This is a genomic window from Burkholderia sp. D-99, assembly GCF_011605345.1.
GTDB lineage: Bacteria > Pseudomonadota > Gammaproteobacteria > Burkholderiales > Burkholderiaceae > Burkholderia.
The window spans coordinates 257,433-276,982 of sequence record NZ_JAAOXM010000001.1 but is presented as its reverse complement, the minus strand read 5'-3'; the positions used below and the strand labels follow the sequence as shown (position 1 = coordinate 276,982).

The 19,550-nt window shown below is 66.1% G+C and carries 15 protein-coding genes; 9 read left to right on the top strand and 6 right to left on the bottom strand.

Translation table 11 applies throughout. From position 1 onward, the window contains the following. Window positions 1–5 precede the first annotated feature (5 nt). A complete protein-coding gene (locus HAV18_RS01215) occupies window positions 6–1,643 on the top strand; it encodes a GMC family oxidoreductase (protein ID WP_166951614.1) in 1,638 nt (545 codons plus the stop codon). 70 nt (window positions 1,644–1,713) lie between these two features. Further along, window positions 1,714–1,998: a transposase gene (locus HAV18_RS01210; RefSeq protein ID WP_166951611.1), complete on the top strand. Its 285-nt coding sequence runs from the start codon at window positions 1,714–1,716 to the stop codon at window positions 1,996–1,998. A 1,106-nt stretch (window positions 1,999–3,104) separates the two neighbouring features. Here the strand turns inward: HAV18_RS01210 and HAV18_RS01205 are convergent. Continuing rightward, window positions 3,105–4,199 (bottom strand): TrkA family potassium uptake protein, encoded by a 1,095-nt coding sequence (locus HAV18_RS01205; RefSeq protein ID WP_166951608.1) that lies wholly within the window; start codon window positions 4,197–4,199, stop codon window positions 3,105–3,107. An 82-nt stretch (window positions 4,200–4,281) separates the two neighbouring features. Continuing rightward, window positions 4,282–5,616: an FAD-binding oxidoreductase gene (locus tag HAV18_RS01200; RefSeq protein ID WP_166951605.1), complete on the bottom strand. Its 1,335-nt coding sequence runs from the start codon at window positions 5,614–5,616 to the stop codon at window positions 4,282–4,284. 224 nt (window positions 5,617–5,840) lie between these two features. Between HAV18_RS01200 and HAV18_RS01195 the strand changes: the two genes are divergently transcribed. Together HAV18_RS01195 and HAV18_RS01190 are read left to right on the top strand one after the other, a co-directional pair. Beyond that, window positions 5,841–6,695, top strand: coding sequence for a helix-turn-helix domain-containing protein (locus tag HAV18_RS01195; RefSeq protein WP_166951602.1), 855 nt, complete (start codon window positions 5,841–5,843; stop codon window positions 6,693–6,695). Window positions 6,696–6,821: 126 nt separating this feature from the next. After that, window positions 6,822–8,489: an ATP-binding domain-containing protein gene (locus tag HAV18_RS01190; RefSeq protein WP_166951599.1), complete on the top strand. Its 1,668-nt coding sequence runs from the start codon at window positions 6,822–6,824 to the stop codon at window positions 8,487–8,489. Window positions 8,490–8,530: 41 nt separating this feature from the next. Here HAV18_RS01190 and HAV18_RS01185 read toward each other — a convergent pair whose 3' ends face one another. Further along, complete coding sequence (locus HAV18_RS01185) at window positions 8,531–10,090, bottom strand: methyl-accepting chemotaxis protein (protein ID WP_166951596.1); 1,560 nt, start codon at window positions 10,088–10,090, stop codon at window positions 8,531–8,533. Window positions 10,091–10,321: 231 nt separating this feature from the next. On the opposite strand from HAV18_RS01185, the gene HAV18_RS01180 reads away from it, so the two are divergent. Further along, window positions 10,322–11,836, top strand: a complete 1,515-nt coding sequence (locus HAV18_RS01180; RefSeq protein ID WP_166951593.1) for an MDR family MFS transporter — start codon at window positions 10,322–10,324, stop codon at window positions 11,834–11,836. A gap of 59 nt (window positions 11,837–11,895) precedes the next feature. Here HAV18_RS01180 and HAV18_RS01175 read toward each other — a convergent pair whose 3' ends face one another. Continuing rightward, entirely contained in the window at window positions 11,896–12,894 is a 999-nt protein-coding gene (locus tag HAV18_RS01175; protein ID WP_166951590.1) for a quinone oxidoreductase, read from the bottom strand. A 131-nt stretch (window positions 12,895–13,025) separates the two neighbouring features. Here HAV18_RS01175 and HAV18_RS01170 point away from each other — a divergent pair, with 131 nt between their 5' ends. After that, the gene (locus tag HAV18_RS01170) at window positions 13,026–13,898 is read left to right on the top strand and encodes a LysR family transcriptional regulator (protein WP_166951587.1); all 873 of its coding nucleotides are present in this window, start codon (window positions 13,026–13,028) and stop codon (window positions 13,896–13,898) included. Between the two features lie 13 nt (window positions 13,899–13,911). Here the strand turns inward: HAV18_RS01170 and HAV18_RS01165 are convergent, their stop codons facing one another. Together HAV18_RS01165 and HAV18_RS01160 are read right to left on the bottom strand one after the other, a co-directional pair. Further along, complete coding sequence (locus HAV18_RS01165) at window positions 13,912–15,000, bottom strand: porin (RefSeq protein ID WP_166954062.1); 1,089 nt, start codon at window positions 14,998–15,000, stop codon at window positions 13,912–13,914. Between the two features lie 122 nt (window positions 15,001–15,122). After that, window positions 15,123–16,487, bottom strand: a complete 1,365-nt coding sequence (locus HAV18_RS01160) for an MFS transporter (RefSeq protein ID WP_166951584.1) — start codon at window positions 16,485–16,487, stop codon at window positions 15,123–15,125. A gap of 429 nt (window positions 16,488–16,916) precedes the next feature. Between HAV18_RS01160 and HAV18_RS01155 the strand changes: the two genes are divergently transcribed. The 3 genes from HAV18_RS01155 to HAV18_RS01145 all read left to right on the top strand — a co-directional run bounded on the left by HAV18_RS01155 (window position 16,917) and on the right by HAV18_RS01145 (window position 19,455). Then, window positions 16,917–17,936: an AraC family transcriptional regulator gene (locus tag HAV18_RS01155; RefSeq protein WP_166951581.1), complete on the top strand. Its 1,020-nt coding sequence runs from the start codon at window positions 16,917–16,919 to the stop codon at window positions 17,934–17,936. Between the two features lie 97 nt (window positions 17,937–18,033). Continuing rightward, on the top strand, window positions 18,034–18,606 hold the full coding sequence (locus tag HAV18_RS01150) for a GNAT family N-acetyltransferase (RefSeq protein WP_166951578.1): 573 nt from the start codon (window positions 18,034–18,036) through the stop codon (window positions 18,604–18,606). A gap of 9 nt (window positions 18,607–18,615) precedes the next feature. Then, window positions 18,616–19,455: a MerR family transcriptional regulator gene (locus HAV18_RS01145; protein WP_166951575.1), complete on the top strand. Its 840-nt coding sequence runs from the start codon at window positions 18,616–18,618 to the stop codon at window positions 19,453–19,455. Window positions 19,456–19,550 lie beyond the last annotated feature (95 nt).

The following is a 19,550-nucleotide window of genomic DNA, read 5'->3' as shown; positions in this document are numbered from 1 at the left end:
GTGCCATGTTGAACATCGTTTCAGAGCCAGCGATCGATGGCTACGACTACGTCGTTGTCGGATCCGGATCAGCTGGCAGCACAGTCGCCGGTCGATTGGCCGAAAATCCATCGCTGAGAATCTTGCTCATCGAGGTCGGCGGATCGGATATCAATCTCGGCATCGTAATGCCTGGTGCGATGGGACTGCCGTTGCTTAGCGACAAGACAAATTGGAAATTGTTTTCGGATGATTACCCGGAACGTATTTACGAACCGCGAGGCCGTGTGCTGGGCGGATCGTCATCGGTAAACGGGATGAACTGGATGCGCGGCAATGCGGAGGACTATGATGGCTGGTCCAATCTCGGTGTAGCTGGATGGGAATACAAGGATGTTCTTCCATTCTTCAAAAAAACGGAAACGTTCGAAGATGGCGAGAATCTCTGGAGAGGAGGAAGCGGTCCGATCAAGGTCGAGAGGGCACAATGCAGAAACCGGTTGTTTGAGGCATTTCTCGAGGCGGGGCAGCAAGCCGGGCATGCGCTGAATCCGGATCATAACGGGGAGAAGCAAGCAGGCATGCATCGAATCCAGCGCAATATCGGCAACGGTCGGCGTATGAACGCTTCTTACGCTTATTTGCGGCAGCATCCCATGCCCAACCTCGACGTCATGTTGCATACAAGGGTGACACGATTGCTGTTTTCGGGCACGACTTGCGTTGCCGTCGAGGCAACACGGCTGAACAGGAATCACCGCATCTCCGTAGGACGAGAGGCGATTCTTTGTGCGGGCGCGTTGATGTCCCCGCAATTACTGATGCTTTCGGGGATCGGAGATGCAAACGAACTCCGCAAGCATCGCATTTCACCGGTTGCCCATCATCCGGAGGTTGGCCAAGGTTTATCCGATCACACGGCCCTCGTTATCGACTGGCATGTCAGGAACGAGCACGATTCGATGGCCCGCGAGTTGTCCCTGCCCCGCCGCCCGATAATCGGGGCGCAATGGATCCTGACACGCCGGGGGCTTGGCGCCTCCAATCTGTTTGAAGCCGGCGCCATGATTTCAACCGACGGCTCCGGGCGCCCGGATATTCAGATGGAGTGCGTTGCTTTCCGACCTTACTTCGGGCACGATGCGATACGCATCAATCCGGGATATCACTGCTCGTTGAGCTTGCAACGCCCAACCAGCGTCGGTCGGGTATGGTTGCACTCCGCAGACCCGTTGGCCATGCCTGCATTCAGCTTCGATTATCTGACTTCAGAACATGACAAAAGGCTGGCGATTAAAGCGGTCAAGAACATGCGAGAAATCATGAGCCAGCCTGCCATTGCCAAAATGATTCTGGGAGAGGCAGGCGACGTTTCGAAAGCGCGCAGCGACGCGGAAATTCTGGCATGGGCAAAAGCAACGGCGGAATCCAATTACCACCCGTCCTGCACATTGCGCATGGGGAAGGTTACGGATTCGGAGGGGCGCGTGATTGGCATTGAGCGAGTCCGGGTAGTCGATGCCTCGATATTTCCGACAATACCGTCCGCGAACCTCAATTCGCCTGTGATTATGCTGGCCGAGAAAATCTCTTCTTCAATGCTCCACGGAACCAGGCAAGCCATTCCGGGGCAACTCAAATCGTTCTCGGTCAATACTGCATGAGTCACGCATGTTGTGCCTTTGAAATACGTCACTGATCGATGGGTCGGTATGGCATGGAGACTGAGCGGACATGAACAAGCATGGAATCAACGAAGAACAGATCAACACAATTCCTGAACAGACCGAGGTTGGTCCGACGGCTAACAAGCTGTATCGCGCATATGGCATTTCGGATGATGTCCTCGACACCTGGCGTGCCAGGTTCGGCCGCGTGGATGCTGCGGACGCCAGACGCGTCGAACAGTTGGAGGACGAGAACCATCGTCTGAAGTTGCTCGTCGCCAAGCAGGCGCTCGATATCGATCTGCTCTGGGAGATCGTCGGCAGGAAGACCGTGCAGGACGTTTCAGACTGAAAGAAGAAGTCTCACATGCCCCGCTTGTTCAAGGAGGGGGAAACAACGTCCTGTGACCGACGCAACCGTGAACAAGGGGCTGACCAAGATAAGCGCTAATCCTCTGCAGAGCATTAGCGCTTTTGGATACAGTTCCAGATTGTACACAGATGGTCCGCTGATGATCCGATGCCTCTGGATTGCCGGCGGATCAACTGTAAATAATCTGAGCTGTTGCAGGAAAGCAAGGATGCTGTCGCGTGGGCTTGAACCGAAGCGAAGTTGCGTCTTGGGAGCCAGCTTCTCAAGGGCTCGCTCCTTTGTTGCCAGGTCGGTGTCGATATAGATGTCCGTGGTCTCGATACTCTCGTGACCTAGCCAGAGAGCGATGATACTGATGTCGACGGCTGAGTTGGCGGCAGAGTGGTTTCGCTGACGACAACCGGCGACATTGCCTCTGGATGCGCTTCATCCGTGAGTAGGCCTTGCGCATAGAGGCGGCGCAACGCCCACGCCTGGTCTGCTCGTCGGTAAATCGCTTCTTCATCGAGTTCTCCTTGCCTCCAGGATAAAAGAGAACTCACTTGCCAAATGGCTACAAGAAACGTCCCAGGTCAGAGCAACGTGCGCTTCGAAGCAGCGTCGTTACTCCATGGTCAAACGCACCGGCAACAGCGCTCCGTGCGGAGACGTCCGGTTGGAAGACAGTCGCAACAACGTCAATCTAGCTGCCAAGACGCTTGTGATCGTGATATGGAGAAACGTCGCCGACTCGTATTCCGCCGGTAGGTAGGGCGATCATCGGGAAACCTTCGACGAAGTTTCCCCACCGGCACAACCGCGACAATGCTGTCGCGATTTCACACGCCAGTTGAAATTTGCAATGAAGTTCGAACCGATGGTAGTTGCTATCGCAACCGGGATCACACCCCCGCTCTGCCAGGAAAATGTCTTGCCGTCGATAGCACTCGACGACTCATCGGGGACGCACTGCCATCGATCGACGTGGATCGAAGTTGCCCCAGATCGCCTACATGGCGCCTACACACTACAAGCGAGACGAAAAATCGAAGAAAGAGAAAACAATAATTCATTGAAAATACTTACATTTTCTCCACGTACAATCCTCAAACATCCGGATCCGGAATCCGCGCCGACTGGATGACAACCAGCGTATCCCCCGCCTCGATCCTGCACGGCGGATCCTCGTAGAACGAAAAAATCTTCCCGCACCGATCGAGCCCGACGACGATCGCACCCGGCACGACATTCGTCATGCAGCCGATCTCTTGCGGCATCGCCTCGCGCTCCAGCAGCGTCGCGCGTCCGCGCGTCGACAGCATGTCGTTCACGAACGGCACGATGTAGCGGCTATGCACGGCATCAGCGAGCAGCAGCGCGCCGATCTTCGTCGACGACACGATCACGTCGGCGCCCGCCTGCCGCAGTTGCCGCTGGTACAGGTTCTCCTGGATCCGCACGACGATCTTCGTATCGGGCGCGATGCTGCGCACCGACAGCGTCAGCAGGATCGCGGTCGGATCGTCGGTCACCGAAATGATCACGGCCTTCGCTTCACGCACCTGCGCCTGCTGCAGCAGATCCTCATGCGCGGGATCGCCGAGCAATCCCGCCACGCCGAGCGACGTCGCGGCCTCGATCGCCTGCTGCTGCGAATCGATCACGATGAGCGTCGCCGGATCGACGCCGCTCTCGAGCAGTTCGCGCACCGCGATCGAGCCCGACAGGCCATAACCGCAGACGACGATGTGATCGGACAATTGCTTTTGCAGGCGTTTCATGCGGAATTCCTCGACGACGCGCTGGATCACGAACTGATAGGCCGTGCCCAGGAAAATGAACCAGATGACGATGCGGATCGGCACGATGAAGAACGCATCGATGAGACGTGCCCGTGCGGTGACGGGCACGATGTCGCCATAGCCGACCGTCGCGACCGTGACCATTGTGAAGTACACGAGATCGGCGACGGTCATCGGCGTGCTCTTGGTCGAATCGCGCAACCCGTCGCGATCGAGATACAGCACGAGAAACGCGAGCGTGCACAGCAGCACGACCGCGCCGATACGGAACAGCAGCGTGCGGCGCGGCGACGTCGCGGGACGCGTGAACAGCGTGCGCGCACGCGGTGCCTGCCACGGATTGCGGGCGCGACGCAGGCGCGAGCGTAACGAGCGGCGCTGGGCGGAAGGCGTTGCCAACGGGGAATCTCCTGAAGGATGCGGGCTCGATTCTACGATGGGTCGGCCGTCACCAGCCGACGTCATCACGTCGATTCGCCTGCTACAACATGCTGCGCGGCCGCACCATCGTGCCGTCGACGAAGCGCTGCGCGCGAAACGCCGACAGGTCGAGCGACGGCGCGCCGGTGTCGATCCATTCGGCAAGCAGCCGCCCGACGATCGGCCCCATCGCGAAACCGTGACCGCAGAACCCCGTCGCAATCGCGAGCCCGGACGGCGTGCCCGGCGCATCGATCACCGGAATGCCGTCGGGCAGCACGTCGATCAGGCCGGCCCAGGCCTCGACGATCTGCGCGTCCTTCAGCGCGGGAAAGATCGCCTTGAGTTTCTCGAGTGCACGCGGCGCATGCGCGCGATTCGGCTGCGGCTGCGGATCGCGCGGCTCGATCGGCCCGGTCGCGCCGTTGATGCGCGCAAGCGCATCGCGCCATGCCGCCCCGTTCACGTGCAGCCGGAATTTGTCGCGCTGCGACCAGAACTCCGGCCAGAACAGGCTCAACCCGCGCAGGTGGCCGAGTGTCAGGTCGACGTCGACCTGCATGTCGTCCGCAAGATTGATCGCGCCGTTCTTGCGTTGCCGGATGCCGAGGCCATGCCCCCACACCGTCGCAGCCGACACCGGCGGCACCACATTGGTGCGCATGCAGGTGCCGCGGACGGCCTGCTGCGGCAGCCGGATGCCGACACCGTCGAGCAGCCGGAAGCTGGTCGCGCCGGCCGCGCAGATCACGCGCCGCGACCGGATCGTGCCGCGCTCGGTCACGACGCCGGCCACCTCGCCGCCGGCCGTCTCGATCGCCGTCACGCCGCAGCCTTCGAAGAAGCGCGCGCCAGCCTCGACGGCACGCGCGGCGAACGCGGCGGCCACCCGGCGCGGCTCGGCCTGCCCGTCGGTCGCGGTGTACAGCCCGCCGAGCGTGCGTGCCTGCGGCGAAAGGCCGCTGATGCGCTCGTCGATCTGCGCGCGCGTCAGCGTGCGCGTGTCGACCCCGTGCTCGCGCGCGACCGCGAGCCACGCGTTGAACGACGCCCAGTCCGTTTCGTTGTCCGCAATATAGAGACAGCCGCCCTGCCGCCATTCGAGATCGAAACCGAGCGTTTCCTCTAACCCCTCCCAGATCCGCATGCCGGCCATCATCAGCGGCACCTCGGCCGCTTCGCGGCCCTGCTGGCGCACGAAGCCCCACGCCCGTGTCGACTGCTGCCCGGCGATGCGCGACTTGTCGAGCACGACCGCCTTCAGGCCGCGCAGGCCCAGGTAATACGCGGCCGCGCAGCCCATGATGCCCGCGCCGGCGATCACGACATCGGCTTCGGCCGGGAATGGCAGGTCGGCAAGGGTCAGGGCATCGTGCAGCGGATAGGTTGTCGTCATTGTTTCCTGTCAGGCGTTAATGCATCCGGATATGGGCCGCGGTGGTAACGTCGTGACACACCTTTCACACAAACGCACCTTTCGCGACGCTGAATAACGACCATTTTGCGGTAAAGTTATCTTTTCCGCGCGTGGCCGGTCGGCTCGCCCCTGGACGTCATGAAGACTGTCCGTCGAGACTGCCGCAAGGCGTCGTTCTGAACGTCACGATCCGTTCCCGTAGCATGACCACTGAAGCAATCACCACGGATTCCCTCGCGGTTGCCGAGCGCGTGCGCGAGCTGATGACCCGCAACGGCATCGGCAAGCGCCAGCAGACCACCGAGCTGTGCCGCATCCTCGACCTGAGTTTCTCGCAAGGCCATCGTAAATTGCGCGGCAGCAGCCCCTGGACGCTCGCGCAGATCAAGAAAGTCGCCGAAGCGTACGGCGAACCCGCCGCCCAGCTGTTCGGTGCGCAAACGCTCGACCCCGGCATGGTCGGCGCCTACTCGCAGGAGGCCGTACTGTATGCGGGCGTCGCCGAGATGCCGTGTACCGCATGGATCGGCGCGCCGCTCGAAGCCGGCGCGCGCCCCGAATTCGTCGCGTACGAACAAAACGGCCGCTGGCGCGTGCTGCGCCACACGGGTGTGCTGTATCAAAACGCGTACGACGTGCACAAGATCGAGATCTATCCGCGCCGCGCGGAGAGCGACAAGCTCGTCGTCGCGGTGATCGACCCCGATCGCGTGAGCGCGACCGAGCTGTGCCGCTATCTCGAGCGCCAGGGTTTCGCGACGGCCGCATTCGACGGCCTCGCGCCGTTCGTCGACGCGCTCCAGGGCCAAGCGTTCGACGCGGTCCTGACCGAATGGCTGTTCGACGACAGCACGGCCGCCACCGCGATCAAGGCCGTGCGCACGTCCGACAACCCGGGCGCGCCGATCTTCGTGCTGACGGGCGACCTGCTCACCGGCCGCGCGAGCGAGGCCGACATCAGCGAAGTGATCCGCGCGTTCGACGTCGTCTGCTACGAAAAGCCCGCACGTATGGCGATCCTCAGCGCCGATCTCGCGAAACGGCTCGCGCGCGGGTAACGTCCCCGGGCCGCTCCCCCTCCGGACGGCCATCGTCCGCACGGCCCGGCGGTCGTGAACAGGTTCATAGCTCAGTACAATAGCCGCACCCGTTCACGCCCACCCCGGCATCCGCCGCCCGACGCCATGGCCCGCCTCATCCCCGACGACTGGAAAAGCCTCGCCGCGACCGGCGCGGCCGAACGTGAGCGCGAAACGCTCGCCGCCCTCGAACACGCGCTGCCCGACGGCTACACCGTGTACCACGGCGTGCACTGGACGCGCGCCGACCAGGCGTTCTCGGTGTTCGGCGAGGCCGCGTTCGTCGTCGTGAGCCCGGCCGGCCGCGTGCTGCTGATCGAGCAGAAAGCCGGCTTCCTGCGCGAAACGCCGAAGGGGCTCGTGAAGGTCTATCTGCAGAAGGAACGCAACGTCCCGATCCAGCTCGCGCGCACGCAGGAAACGCTGCACCGGCGCCTGACGGCCGCGCTCGGCGCGGGCGTCTATGGCGTCGAGGCGCTGCTGTACTGCCCCGACTACTCGATCCGCGACGCGTCGATCGCCGGCGTCGCGGCCGACCGCATCGTCGATGCGTCGCGCAAGGCGCAGCTCGCGCAGGTGATCCTGCGGATCCTGCCCGAGGACGACGAGCACTTTCCGAACGCACCGAAACTCCACCATTTCCTCGCGGACGAGCTCGCGCTCACGCCCGATACGAGCGCGCTCGTCGGGCAGGCCGGCACGCTCGTCACGCGGCTGTCGGGCGGGCTCGCCGCATGGGCGCGCCAGCTCGAATTCGCGCCGTTCCGGCTGCGCGTCACCGGCACGGCCGGGTCAGGCAAGACGCAGCTCGCGGTGCAGGCGATGCGCGATGCCGTCGCGGCCGGCAAGCGCGTGCTCTACGTGTGCTTCAACCGGCCGCTCGCCGACTACATTGCACGCATCGCGCCACCCGGCGCGAAGATCGCGAACTACCACCAGCTGTGCGACTGGGTCGCGCGCGACGGCGGCTATACGCCGGACTTCCAGGTGCCCGGCGAATTCGAACGGCTCGAGGCGCGCTTCGCGCAAACGCCGATTTCCGAGCGCTGGCGCTTCGACGTGCTGGTCGTCGACGAAGGGCAGGATTTCCATGCGCCGTGGGCGGATGCGCTGGAGCGCCTGCTGGCGCCTGACGGCGCATGGTGGTGGCTGGAAGATCCGCTGCAGAACCTGTACATGCGGGAGCCCGTCGCGCTACCGGGCTGGGTCACGCTGAAGGCGCTCACGAACTACCGGAGCCCGCGCGACCTGCTCGAATTCGTGCGCGACATCGTCGGCCGGGTCGAGCCGCTCGCGGCCGAGCTGCGCTCGGGCAGCCCGTTCGACGGTTCGGATCCGTCGGTGTCGGCGTACGGGGAAGAAGGCGCGTCGCAAGACGCGTTGGCCGACGCCTGCGTCGACGCGACCAAGCGGGCGATCACGCACGCGCTGTCACTCGGCTTTCGCAAGCAGGACATCGCGGTGCTGTCGTATCGCGGCCGCGAAGGCTCGGTGCTCGCGCCGCTCGACCAGCTCGGCCCGCACCGGCTCAAGAGCTTCACCGGCAAGTACGACCTGTTCGGCAACCCGGAATATCGCGAAGGCGACGTGCTGCTCGATTCGATCTACCGCTTCAAGGGCCAGTCGGCGCCGTGCGTGATCCTCACCGAGGTCGACTTCGACACGCTCGACGCGCGTGCCGCGCGCAAGCTGTTCGTCGGCGCGACGCGCGCGACGATGAAGCTGCTGATCGTCGCGTCGTCGCGTGCGGCCGCGCAGCTCGCGGCCGTCTGACGTAATCGGCGGGCGACCGGCCCGTCGCCACCCACGGCCGATCAAGCGACCCGGAACGCACCCACCGCGCGACGCAGCCCGTCCGCTTGCTCCTCCAGCGAAGCCGCCGCAGCCGCGGCCTGCTCGACGAGCGCCGCGTTCTGCTGCGACACCTGGTCCATCTGCGACACTGCGCGGTTCACCTGCTCGATTCCGTCGCGCTGCTCGTTCGACGCGGCCGCGATCTCCGTCATGATGCCCGTCACGCGGCCGATCGCCTGCTGGATGTCCTGCATCGTCGTGCCGGCCACACCAACGAGCCGCGAGCCGGTCGCGACGCGCTCGACCGATTCGCCGATCAGCGTGCGGATCTCCTTCGCCGCCGACGCCGAGCGCTGCGCGAGCGTGCGCACCTCGCCCGCGACCACTGCGAAGCCGCGACCCTGTTCGCCGGCGCGCGCGGCTTCGACCGCCGCATTCAGCGCGAGGATGTTGGTCTGGAACGCGATCCCTTCGATCGTGCCGATGATGTCGGCGACCTTCTGCGAGCTCTGGTCGATCTCGTTCATCGTGCCGATCACCTCGCCGACCACGGTCGCGCCGCGCGTGGCGATCTCGCTCGCGGTGTCCGCGCAGGCCTGCGCCTCCACCGCATTGTCCGCGTTCTGCTTCACGGTCGCGGTGAGCTGCTCCATGCTCGCAGCCGTCTCCTGCAGGGCGGACGCCTGTTCCTCGGTGCGCTGCGACAGGTCGGTGTTGCCGGCCGCGATCTGGTGCGTCGCCGTCGAGATCGCCTCGGAACCCTGGCTGACCTGGCGCACCGTATCCGCGAGGCTGCGCTGCATGCCCGTCACACCCTTCACCAGCTCCGCCATTTCGTCGCGCGACGACCAGCGCACTTCCGACGTCAGGTCGCCGTCCGACAGGCGGCGGAAATGCGACAGCAGCCGGTTCACCGGCTGCGTGATCGCGAAATGCAGGCCGATCGCACAGCCAAGGCACGCGGCCAGGCCGAATGCGATGCCCGCGATCGCGCCCACGCGCATCCAGCCGTAGTAGGTCTGCGCGGTGTCGTACACATCCTTGCCGCGTGCGACCTGGTACGCATCGAGCGCATCGGTCGCCTGCGTGAGCGCAACCGACAGCGGCGGCGCGACCGACATCAGCAGCCGGTCGGCCTCGTCGCGGCGGCCGTCGCGAACCGCGTCGATCATCGGCTTCAATGCCTGCCCGATCAGCGCCTGGCGCGCAGCGTCGAGGCGGCTCGCGAGCGGGCCTTCGTCGCCGTCGTGCGGCATCGACGCGTAGCCGCGCCACGCGGTATCGGCCTTCGCGAGATAGCTCTCGGCCTTCTTGACGAGATCGGGCACTTCCGGCGCTTCCGGATGCAACAGCGCGCGGTCGAGCGTCGTGCGCACGATCGTCAGGTTCAGGCTGGCCGCGGACAGCGCGGTCTTCGCAGCCAGTTGCTGCGTATAGGCCTCGTCGAGCGCGCGGTTCGAGCTCTGCATGCCGGCGAGGCCGATCAGCCCCGAGACGACGAGCAGGATGGCAACGAGGCCCAGCGTGGAGAAAATCCGCGTACGGATCGAGAAACGGGAAAACAGGGCGTTCAGGTTCATGACGGGACGTGAGCGGTGAAAAATGCGGCGGCAATCGGTCTGCAGCACTCTGGATTACGGTTTGCCTGCAGAAAACTTGAGTCCGGCCCCGCTTTCCACGTGATCCCGGTCAATTTTTTGCGCCGGCAATCTACTGTTACGCCTGCAACAGATCAAGGCTGGGCAGAAATTGACTAGTCAATCATCGATAGCTATAGTTCGACACAATTCCCTGCCATGGCAGATATATCAATGACAACCGACACCCTCCTCACTCCGCCGGCCGCTGAAACGGCTCGCCGCGACGCGCCGACCGGGCTGATCGTCGCCGCGCTGCTGCTCGTCATGCTGCTGTCCGCACTCGACCAGACAATCGTGTCGACCGCGCTGCCGACGATCGTCGGCGAGCTCGGCGGACTCGACCAGTTGTCGTGGGTCGTCACCGCGTACCTGCTGTCGTCCACCGTCGTGCTGCCGCTGTACGGCAAGCTCGGCGACCTGTACGGCCGCAAGATCGTGCTGCAGGCAGCGATCGTGCTGTTCCTCGCGGGCTCCGCGCTGTGCGGCGTCGCACAGGACATGACGCAGCTGATCGTGCTGCGCGCGTTGCAGGGGCTCGGCGGCGGCGGCCTGATGGTCGTCACGATGGCCGCGATCGGCGATCTGGTGCCGCCCGATCGCCGCGCGCGTTACCAGGGGATGTTCGGTGGCGTGTATGGCCTCGCGACCATCATCGGCCCGCTGCTCGGCGGCTTCCTGGTCGAGCATCTTTCATGGCGCTGGATCTTCACGATCAACCTGCCGCTCGGCTTTCTCGCGCTCGCGGTGATCGGCGTCGCGTTCCGGCCGCACACCGCGCACGTGAAGCACCGGATCGACTACATGGGCGCCGCGTTCCTCGCCACCGCCCTCACCTGCGTGATCCTGTTCACGAGCGAAGGCGGCTCGCTGCTGCCGTGGACGTCGCCGCAACTGTGGATGACGCTCGTGCTCGGCCTCGTCGCGATCGGCGGCTTCGTTTATGAAGAACGGCTCGCAGCCGAGCCGATCATGCCGCTCGAACTGTTCCGCCATCGCACCTTCGTGCTGGTCAGCCTGATCGGCTTCGTCGTCGGCATCGCGCTGTTCGGCTCGGTCACGTTCATCCCGCTCTACCTGCAGGTCGTGAAGGGCTCGACGCCGTCGCAGGCCGGGATGCAGCTGCTGCCGATGATGGGCGGAATGCTCGTGACGTCGATCGTCAGCGGCCGCCTGATCTCGCGGCTCGGCTCGTACCGGATGTTCCCGATCCTGGGCACGCTGACCGGCGGCATCGCGATGGCGCTGCTGTCGACGCTGACGCTCGATACGCCGCTGCACACGATGTATGCGTACATGGCGCTGCTCGGGATCGGGCTCGGCATGGTGATGCCCGTGCTCACGCTCGCCGTGCAGAACACGGTCGAATTCCGGCACATGGGCGTCGCGACGTCGGGCGCGACGCTGTTCCGCTCGATCGGCGGCTCGCTCGGCGTCGCGGCGTTCGGCGCGCTGTTCTCGCACGGGCTGCAGTCGCGGGTGATGGATGCGCTGCCGGCCGGCACGGAGCTGCCGCCCGCGCTCGGCCCGGCCGCCGTGCACCAGTTGCCGGATGCCGTGCGCGACACGTACCTGCATGCGTTCGCCGGTTCGCTGCATGTCGTCTATCTCGCGGCGGCGACGGTCATCGCGATCGCGTTCGTGCTCGCGTGGTTCGTCGAGGATGCACCGCTGCGCAAGCACAACTGACCGGCCCGCGAATCGCGACGCAGCCACCGGGCCGCATCGCGATGCGCAACCACCCGCCGTTACGGCACCAGCACGACCCCGCCCGTCGTCGCGCGCGACTCCAGCAGCCGGTGCGCATCGGCCGCCTGTTCGAGCGGTAGCCGCGCGCCGATCTCCACGTGCATCCCGCTCGCCAGCCGGTCGAGCGTCGCACGCGCAGCCTTCCGATACCCGTCAACGTCGCGCGCGATGAAGCCGAGCACGCTCGGCCGCGCAAGCGCGATCGACCGCGCCGGCCCCAGTTCGTCGAGATCGAACGTCTGCCGCGCACCGATCGCGGCCACCTGCCCGATACTCGCGACCATCCCGAACGGGCGGATCGCACCGAGCGTACGCATCAGCACGTCGCCGCCGATCCCGTCGATCGCGTAATCGACACCGGCGCCGCCGCCGAACACGCGTGCCGCCGCGACAAAATCCTCCTCGCGATAATCGACGACCGCCTCGGCCCCATGCGTGCGCACGAGCGCGGCCTTCGCGGCCGACCCGACCGTGCCGATCACGCGCGCGCCGAGCGCACGCGCCCACTGCGTCGCCAGCAGCCCGACGCCGCCTGCCGCCGCATGCACGAGCACCGTGTCGCCGGCCCCAACCTGCCGGACACGATGCAGCAGCATGTAGACGGTGATCCCTTTCAGCAGCCCGGCAGCCGCCGCGTCATCGCTCAAGCCGTCGGGGATCGGCAGCACGCGCTCGGCCGGCATCGTGCGCAGGCTTGCGTAGCTGCCGGTCGGCATGCCCGCATACGCGACGCGTTGGCCAGGGACGAGATCCGTCACGCCCGGCCCGACCGCGTCGATCACGCCGGCAGCCTCGACGCCGAGCGCGTCCGGCAGCGCGGGCAACGCATGCGCGCCCGTCCTGAAATAGATGTCGACGAAATTCACGCCGATCGCGGTCTGGCGAATCCGCACTTCGCCGGCACCGAGCGGCGCGACGGGTGCATCGACGCGGCGCAGCACGCTGGCGTCGCCGTAGCGATCGATCCCGATCCGGATGGCGGTGGTGGTTTGGGTCATGACGTTCCTCACAATCGAATGATGTGACACGATCATCCCATCGTGCATAATCGATCGGAATTCCCGGTTATCGCCCATCTACTGTGCAAAATTCGCCCGACCAAGAACCCATACCCGCGTCCGCGCCGCCGATGAGCTGGGACGACGTCCGCTACTTTCTCGCGGTGATGCGCGGCGGCAGCCTGTCGGCCGCCGCGCGGGCGCTGCAGGTTCAGCATTCGACGGTCGCGCGGCGCATCGACGCGCTGGAGTCCGCGCTCGGCATCCGGCTGTTCGACCGGCTGCCGCGCGGCTGGCCGCCGACCGATGAAGGGCTGCACCTCGCCGAGCACGCGAGCCGCCTCGAAGCCGACGCGCATGCGTTCGCGCGCGCCGCCCAGGGTGCCGCGGCACTCGACGGCGTGGTACGCGTATCGGCGTCGCCGGTGTTCGCCAGCCATTTCCTCGCGCCACGGCTCGCCCGCGCGCAGCGCGCGTGGCCGGCGCTACGGATCGACCTGATGGGCGAGATGCATGCGGCGAACCTGTACGCGCGCGAAGCCGATCTCGCGGTGCGGCTGTCGCGGCCGAGCGAACCGGGGCTCGCCGTGCGCCGGCTCGGCACGATGCGTTTCGCACTATGCGCCGCGCCGGAATGGGTCGACGCGCCGCCCGACACCTGGGCGTTCGTCGGCTACGACGACGCGCTCGCGCAAACGCCGCAGCAACAATGGCTCGAACGTTTCGCCGCCGGGCGCCGTTTCGCGTTCGTCACCAACGACCTGGCCGCGCAACATCGCGCGTGCGCGGCGGGCGCCGGTGTCGCGCTGCTGCCCAGGTTTCTCGTCGACGATCCGGCCGCGCACGCCGGTGCGCCGCTCGTCGAGCTGACGGCCGCGCCCCGCTGCGACATCGAGCGAGAAATCTGGCTCGTCGTCCACCCGGACGTGCGCCGGTCGCCGCGCGTGCAGCGCGTCGCGGATGCGATTGCCGACGCGGTTCGCGCGGCGGACGGCCGGCTCTGACGCCCCGGCCTTGTCAGAACCGCTGCTGCAGCCCGGCCATGATCCCCAGCTGGTTCCGCCCCGTGTCGACCGTGCCGCCTGCGGCGACCGCCTTGGCGGCCGTGGCACTGTTCAGCATGTAGCCGACCGACGTGTAGACGCGCGTCCGCTTGGAAAGCTGATGGTTGGCGCGCCCGACCAGCAGCGTCGCGTTCGCGTTCGCGTTGTGCGCAGGCCCGCGTTGCAGATAACGCGAGCCTTGCGCGTCGAACGACACCGCCGGGGTCAGCGTATACGTAGCGCCCGCGAAGAAAATGTCGGTCTGTAAATGGACGGCCGCCGCAACGTTGTTCCGGATCCATCCCGCGCCAAGCTTCGCGCGCCCCATCACCGCGTATCCGTCGACGACGCTGTGCGTGCTCGTATGGGCGCTGCTGTCGAGCGGCGCCGATGCGCCCGCCCCACCGCGCTTCACGTCGTAGGACACCGCGACGCCGAAGCGCGTCGCTTCGTAAGCGACCAGGGCCGTATATTGCCGGCACGCGAGCGGATTGCCCGGCACCTGCCCCGCGCAACCGGTGGCCGAAGGCCCGGCCGGCCCGGCAGCATCGCGGCCGAAGCTGTACGTGCCGCCGATCGTGAGCCCGCGGAACTTCCCCAGGTAGCCGATCGCGTTGTCGCTGCGCGCATTCGGCAGATACGCGTCGAAGCTGCTCGGCGAATGAATGGACGGCCCGATCACGTCGGCGTTGGCAAGCGCGTAGGCCGTCATGTTCATTTGCCTGCCGAGCGTGAGCGTTCCGTAATCGCTGCTCAGCCCCACGTTTGCCTGTCGGCCGAACAGTCGCCCGCCGTAATTGAGCCGACCGGTGCCTGGCTGGAAGCCGTTCTCCAGCACGAAAAACGCCCGGTTGCCGCCACCCAGGTCTTCGGTTCCCTTCACGCCCCACCGCGACGGCAATTCGCCGGTCAGATGCGGCATGCCCACCACCGATCCGCCCCTCCCCGCATGGTTGTAGTACGAAATGCCGGTATCGACGATGCCGTACAGGGTCACGCCGCCTTGCGCATGCGCGATCGACGATGCCGCCGCCAGCGCCCACACGGGCATGCTCCCCTTCATCATCGCCTTCACTGCCCTCGAATCGATATGCATGACTGAATTTCTCCCAAAAGACGAAGGACGCTGCGTTGCCGCGCACGACAGACCGGCGGCCGCGCGCCGGCGCCGCGCCGGTGTGCCATTCAGGACTGCCGGGCGGGCGACGCCTGCGGTTCGCCGGCCGAAGCCGCAAGGCCGTGATGCGACGCCGAGCGCCGATGATCGATCAGGCCGACCGCGACGGCCGCCGCCAGCGCGGGCAATCCGATCGCCATGAAGTTTTGCTCCAGCGGCAGATCGATACCCACCAGCAAACCGATGACGATCGGCGCCAGGATCGCGCCGCTGCGGCCCACGCCCAAGGTCCAGCCGATGCCGGTCGAGCGGATCGCCATCGGGTAGAACTGTCCCGCATACGCGCAGTTGACGATCTGCGTGCCGATCGTCGACGCGCCGGCGAGGCCGACCAGCACGAACAGCAGCGCGGTCGGCATCTTGTAGCCGAGCAGCGTGATCGACACCGCGGCGAGCAGATACATCGACACGAGCACCGTCTTGATCGGAAAGCGATCGGCCAGCCAGCCGCCGCCGATTGCGCCGACCATCGCGCCGGCATTCAGCACCAGCACGAACGTCAACGCGGAGCCGAGGCTGTAGCCGGCGCTCGCCATCAGCCTCGTCAGCCACGAGCTGAGCGCATACACCATGAACAGGCACATGAAGCACGCGATCCAGAACATGACCGTGCTGAAGCCACGACCGTCGTCGAACAGCTGGCGGACCGGCGCGCCGCCCGCCTTGTCGTCGCGCGGAACGACATAACAGTCGCCCGGTTGATACTGGTATGCGGGATCGAGCCGGCGTGCGATCCGCGCGAGGTCGTCGGTCCTGCCGCGCCGGATCAGGAACGGCAGCGATTCCGGCATCCATTTCACGAGCAGCGGAACGAGCAGCACCGGCGCACCCGCGGCAACGAACACGGACTGCCATCCGTACGCCTCGATCATCCCCCTGCCCATCACGGCCGCCAGCATGCCGCCGACCGAATAGCCGCTGAACATCAGCGTCACCAGCGTGCTGCGCACGCGGCGCGGCGCGTACTCGGTCATGTGGGCGATCACGTTCGGCATCACGCCGCCGATGCCGATGCCCGCAACGAAGCGGGCCGCACCGAACAATGCGGGCGTCGGCGCCAGCCCGGCCGCCGCGGTAAAGACGCTGAACAGCGTCAGGCAGGCCGCGATGGCCCAGCGGCGCCCGATCCGCTCGGCGACGGTCCCGAACACGATGTTGCCGAACATCATGCCGAACAGGGCCGAGCTGACCATGAAACCGGCCTGCGCGGGGTTGACGCCCATCTCGTTCATGATCGCCGGCAGCGCGATGCCGGCCACGGCCAGGTCGTAACCGTCGAACACGATGATCAGCGCGCACCAGAACAGCACGACGCCGTGCAGCTTGCCCAGCCGCGCATCGTCCGAGAGCGCCTGCAGGTTGATTTGACGCATGGAGCTTCCTTCCTTTTCCAGAGGGGATTCGGGCCCGGCGGTAGCCGTCGCATGACGCGAGTTCGAACTAATACGATCGATCAACCCATCAATTTAGTAGTTGTACGAATCATTACCGTGAATGCGCCGCGGTTCTCCGGCTGCCGGCGCAGTGTAGGAAGCCACAATGATTTCCACTATCCGGAATTTGCAGGCGGCTCGCGAATTCGATCCGTTTTTCTCGTGCCGCACGCCGTACGCCGCGCGCTATCCGGATTTTTCCCCGGCGAGGATGGGACTATCCGATTCTTGCGAAACTTTCGACAAGCCTGACAAAGATCAATATCATCCTTTCAGGATATCTCGCTCACAAGAGAAACCGATGTGGCACGACGCGCATCCGCGGCCAGCTGATGTGCTGCACGAAAATCGCCACGCAGGAGACGCCCCATGCCCCTCACCCCGAATGCGGACGTGCTGTCCGCGCTGTATCGGAATTGCGTGTTCCGATCCGGCCTGCGCGCGGATGCGCACGAGCAGGTCTCGCTGGAACTGGCCGAGCATGCGCTGCGCTGGAAGCAGGGCGTACCCGACGCAGCGCTTTTCAAGGGGCAACTGAATCACCTGAGCGTCTACGCGCTGCAGTACGGCGCCGAAGTCGAGGTCGCCCCGCGCCCCTTCGACGGCTTTTCGCTGGTCCACACGTCCCTCGCGGGCGGCGCCGAAATCGAGTGCGACGGGCACGTGATGGGCGTGTCCGAAGGGCGCACCGCCGTGCTGGCGCCGACGTCGCGCGTCCGCCTCCGCTGGCGATCCGGCACCCGGCAACTGATCGTCAAGGTGCCCGATTCGCTGATGCACTCGGTCCGCGGCCGCCCGCCCGACGACGCGGCGCCCGGCCTCGCGCCAGGCTTCCTGTTGCCGACGGCGCTTGCGTCGCAATGGGATCTGATTGCGCAGTCGCTGCTCAACGTGCTCGCCGTTGCCGACGACGGCGGCATCCGGGCCGAATGGCGCGACCACTTCGAACGAAGCCTTGCGCTGTTCCTGCTCGTGCATTGCCCGCCGTCGCCCGCTGCTGTGCATGCCGGCCCGGCGCTGCAAGCGCGCGGCGCACCCGCGCAAGCCGGATCGCGCGGCGGCATCCGGCAGATGGACGCGCTGCACGAATTCATCCACGCGCGGCTCTGCGCGCCGATCTCGCTCGAGGATCTCGCCCGCGCGGCCGGCGTCAGCCTGCGGACGCTGAACGTGCTGTGTCGCCGCTATCACGGCGCGACCCCGATGGAGCTGCTGCGCAACATCCGGCTGGACGCCGCGCGCGTGCAGTTGCTGACCGACCCGGTGGCCAGCATCACCGATACGGCGCTGACGTTCGGCTTCGGGCACCTCGGCCGCTTTTCCGCTTACTACTTCGCCCGCTTTGACGAGTTGCCGCGCGACACGCAAAAGAAGCGCGCGCCGAACTGAACGCCGCGGCGCCGGACGCGCGGCCGCCGCTTTACGCGTCACGCAATCGCCCGCATAGTCATGGTTTGCCCGCACCCCGCCCTGCCGCCCCGTCACCATGTCCACCACGCCAGCCACGCCCGCCGCCTGCATCGTCCGTGATTCGACCGACGCCGATCTCGCCGCTATCCATGCAATCTATGCGCACCACGTCCGCCACGGCGTCGCGTCGTTCGAGGAAACACCGCCCGACGCCGCCGAGCTGCGCGCGCGCCGCGACGCGGTACTGGGCCACGGGCTGCCGTATCTCGTCGCCGAATGCGACGGCCGCGTGGCCGGCTACGCCTACGCGACGCCTTACCGCACGCGCAGCGCATACCGCTTCACGATCGAGGATTCGATCTACATCGACGATGCGCAGCGCGGGCGCGGGATCGGCCGCGCACTGCTCGCGGCGCTGATCGCGCGCTGCGAGGCCGGCCCGTGGCGGCAGATGGTCGCGGTCATCGCCGACGGCGGCACGGGCGGTTCGACGTCGCTGCATCGCGCGTTCGGCTTCGAGCCGGCCGGCACGCTGAAGGCGGTCGGCTTCAAGCACGGCCGCTGGATCGACACGGCACTGCTGCAGCGCCCGCTCGGCGACGGCGCACACACGCTCCCCGCCTCGCCCGAGCCCGCCGCGTCGCGCTAGAATGGCCGCATGTCAAAACAGACTCATTCCACCCCTGACGAGGCCGCGGCGGATTCCCGCAACGAGTACACGGTCGACGAACTGGCGCGCGTGTCCGACACGACCGTGCGCAACGTCCGCGCGTACCAGGATCGCGGTTTGCTCGCGCCGCCCGAGAAGCGCGGGCGCGTCGGCATCTACGACGACACGCACGTCGCGCGCCTGAAGCTGATCAACCACCTGCTCGCGCGCGGCTATACGCTGTCGAACATCCAGGACCTGATCAAGGCGATCGACGAAGGCCACGACCTGCGCTCGATCCTCGGCCTCGAAAACGCGATCGGCGGCCGTTGGTCGCATGAACTGCCGAAGACCTATTCGCTCGCCGCGCTCGCACAGATGTTCGGCCCGCAGGCCACCACGCAGCTTTCGCGCGTGACCGAGCTCGGGCTGCTCGAACGGCGCGGCCTGTCATTCGTCGCGAAGAGCCCGGCGCTGCTCGAGGCGGCGGCCGCGATGACGAAGGAAGGCATCCCGCCGCGCGAACTGCTCGACGTGATCAGCCTCGCGCGGCCGCACTTCGACGCGATCGCGCGGCTGCTCGTCGATCTCGTCGTGAAGCGGCTCGACCGCTACGACGCCGGCACGCTGCCGCCCGCCACCGACGTGCCCGAACTGGTCGACGCGATCTGGCGCCTGCGCCCGCTCGCGGCCGTGTTCGTCGAAGGCGAGACGAACCGCGCGCTGGAAACCGCGGCGAGCGCGTATCTCGGCGGCCGCGTCGCGACGATCCTCGACAAGAAGCTCAGCGACGAAGCGGCGCGCCAGTCCGGTACGCCCGATACGCAAGACGACGGCGACAAAGCATAGGGCCGCCGCCGTCATATTCTTATCGGCAATGCTTCGTTTGCGGGTGCGATCGCTCATGCGACGATTCTTCCAACCGAGCGGCACCGCCGCTCGCC

Coding starts and splice junctions, on each gene's coding strand:
- HAV18_RS01195 (WP_166951602.1), top strand. CDS start 5,841: ATGACCACTGAAGCAATCACCACGGATTCCCTCGCGGTTGCCGAGCGC.
- HAV18_RS01190 (WP_166951599.1), top strand. CDS start 6,822: ATGGCCCGCCTCATCCCCGACGACTGGAAAAGCCTCGCCGCGACCGGC.
- HAV18_RS01180 (WP_166951593.1), top strand. CDS start 10,322: ATGACAACCGACACCCTCCTCACTCCGCCGGCCGCTGAAACGGCTCGC.
- HAV18_RS01170 (WP_166951587.1), top strand. CDS start 13,026: ATGAGCTGGGACGACGTCCGCTACTTTCTCGCGGTGATGCGCGGCGGC.
- HAV18_RS01200 (WP_166951605.1), bottom strand. CDS start 5,616: ATGACGACAACCTATCCGCTGCACGATGCCCTGACCCTTGCCGACCTG.
- HAV18_RS01155 (WP_166951581.1), top strand. CDS start 16,917: ATGCCCCTCACCCCGAATGCGGACGTGCTGTCCGCGCTGTATCGGAAT.
- HAV18_RS01210 (WP_166951611.1), top strand. CDS start 1,714: ATGAACAAGCATGGAATCAACGAAGAACAGATCAACACAATTCCTGAA.
- HAV18_RS01150 (WP_166951578.1), top strand. CDS start 18,034: ATGTCCACCACGCCAGCCACGCCCGCCGCCTGCATCGTCCGTGATTCG.
- HAV18_RS01175 (WP_166951590.1), bottom strand. CDS start 12,894: ATGACCCAAACCACCACCGCCATCCGGATCGGGATCGATCGCTACGGC.
- HAV18_RS01160 (WP_166951584.1), bottom strand. CDS start 16,487: ATGCGTCAAATCAACCTGCAGGCGCTCTCGGACGATGCGCGGCTGGGC.
- HAV18_RS01215 (WP_166951614.1), top strand. CDS start 6: ATGTTGAACATCGTTTCAGAGCCAGCGATCGATGGCTACGACTACGTC.
- HAV18_RS01145 (WP_166951575.1), top strand. CDS start 18,616: ATGTCAAAACAGACTCATTCCACCCCTGACGAGGCCGCGGCGGATTCC.
- HAV18_RS01165 (WP_166954062.1), bottom strand. CDS start 15,000: ATGAAGGGGAGCATGCCCGTGTGGGCGCTGGCGGCGGCATCGTCGATC.
- HAV18_RS01185 (WP_166951596.1), bottom strand. CDS start 10,090: ATGAACCTGAACGCCCTGTTTTCCCGTTTCTCGATCCGTACGCGGATT.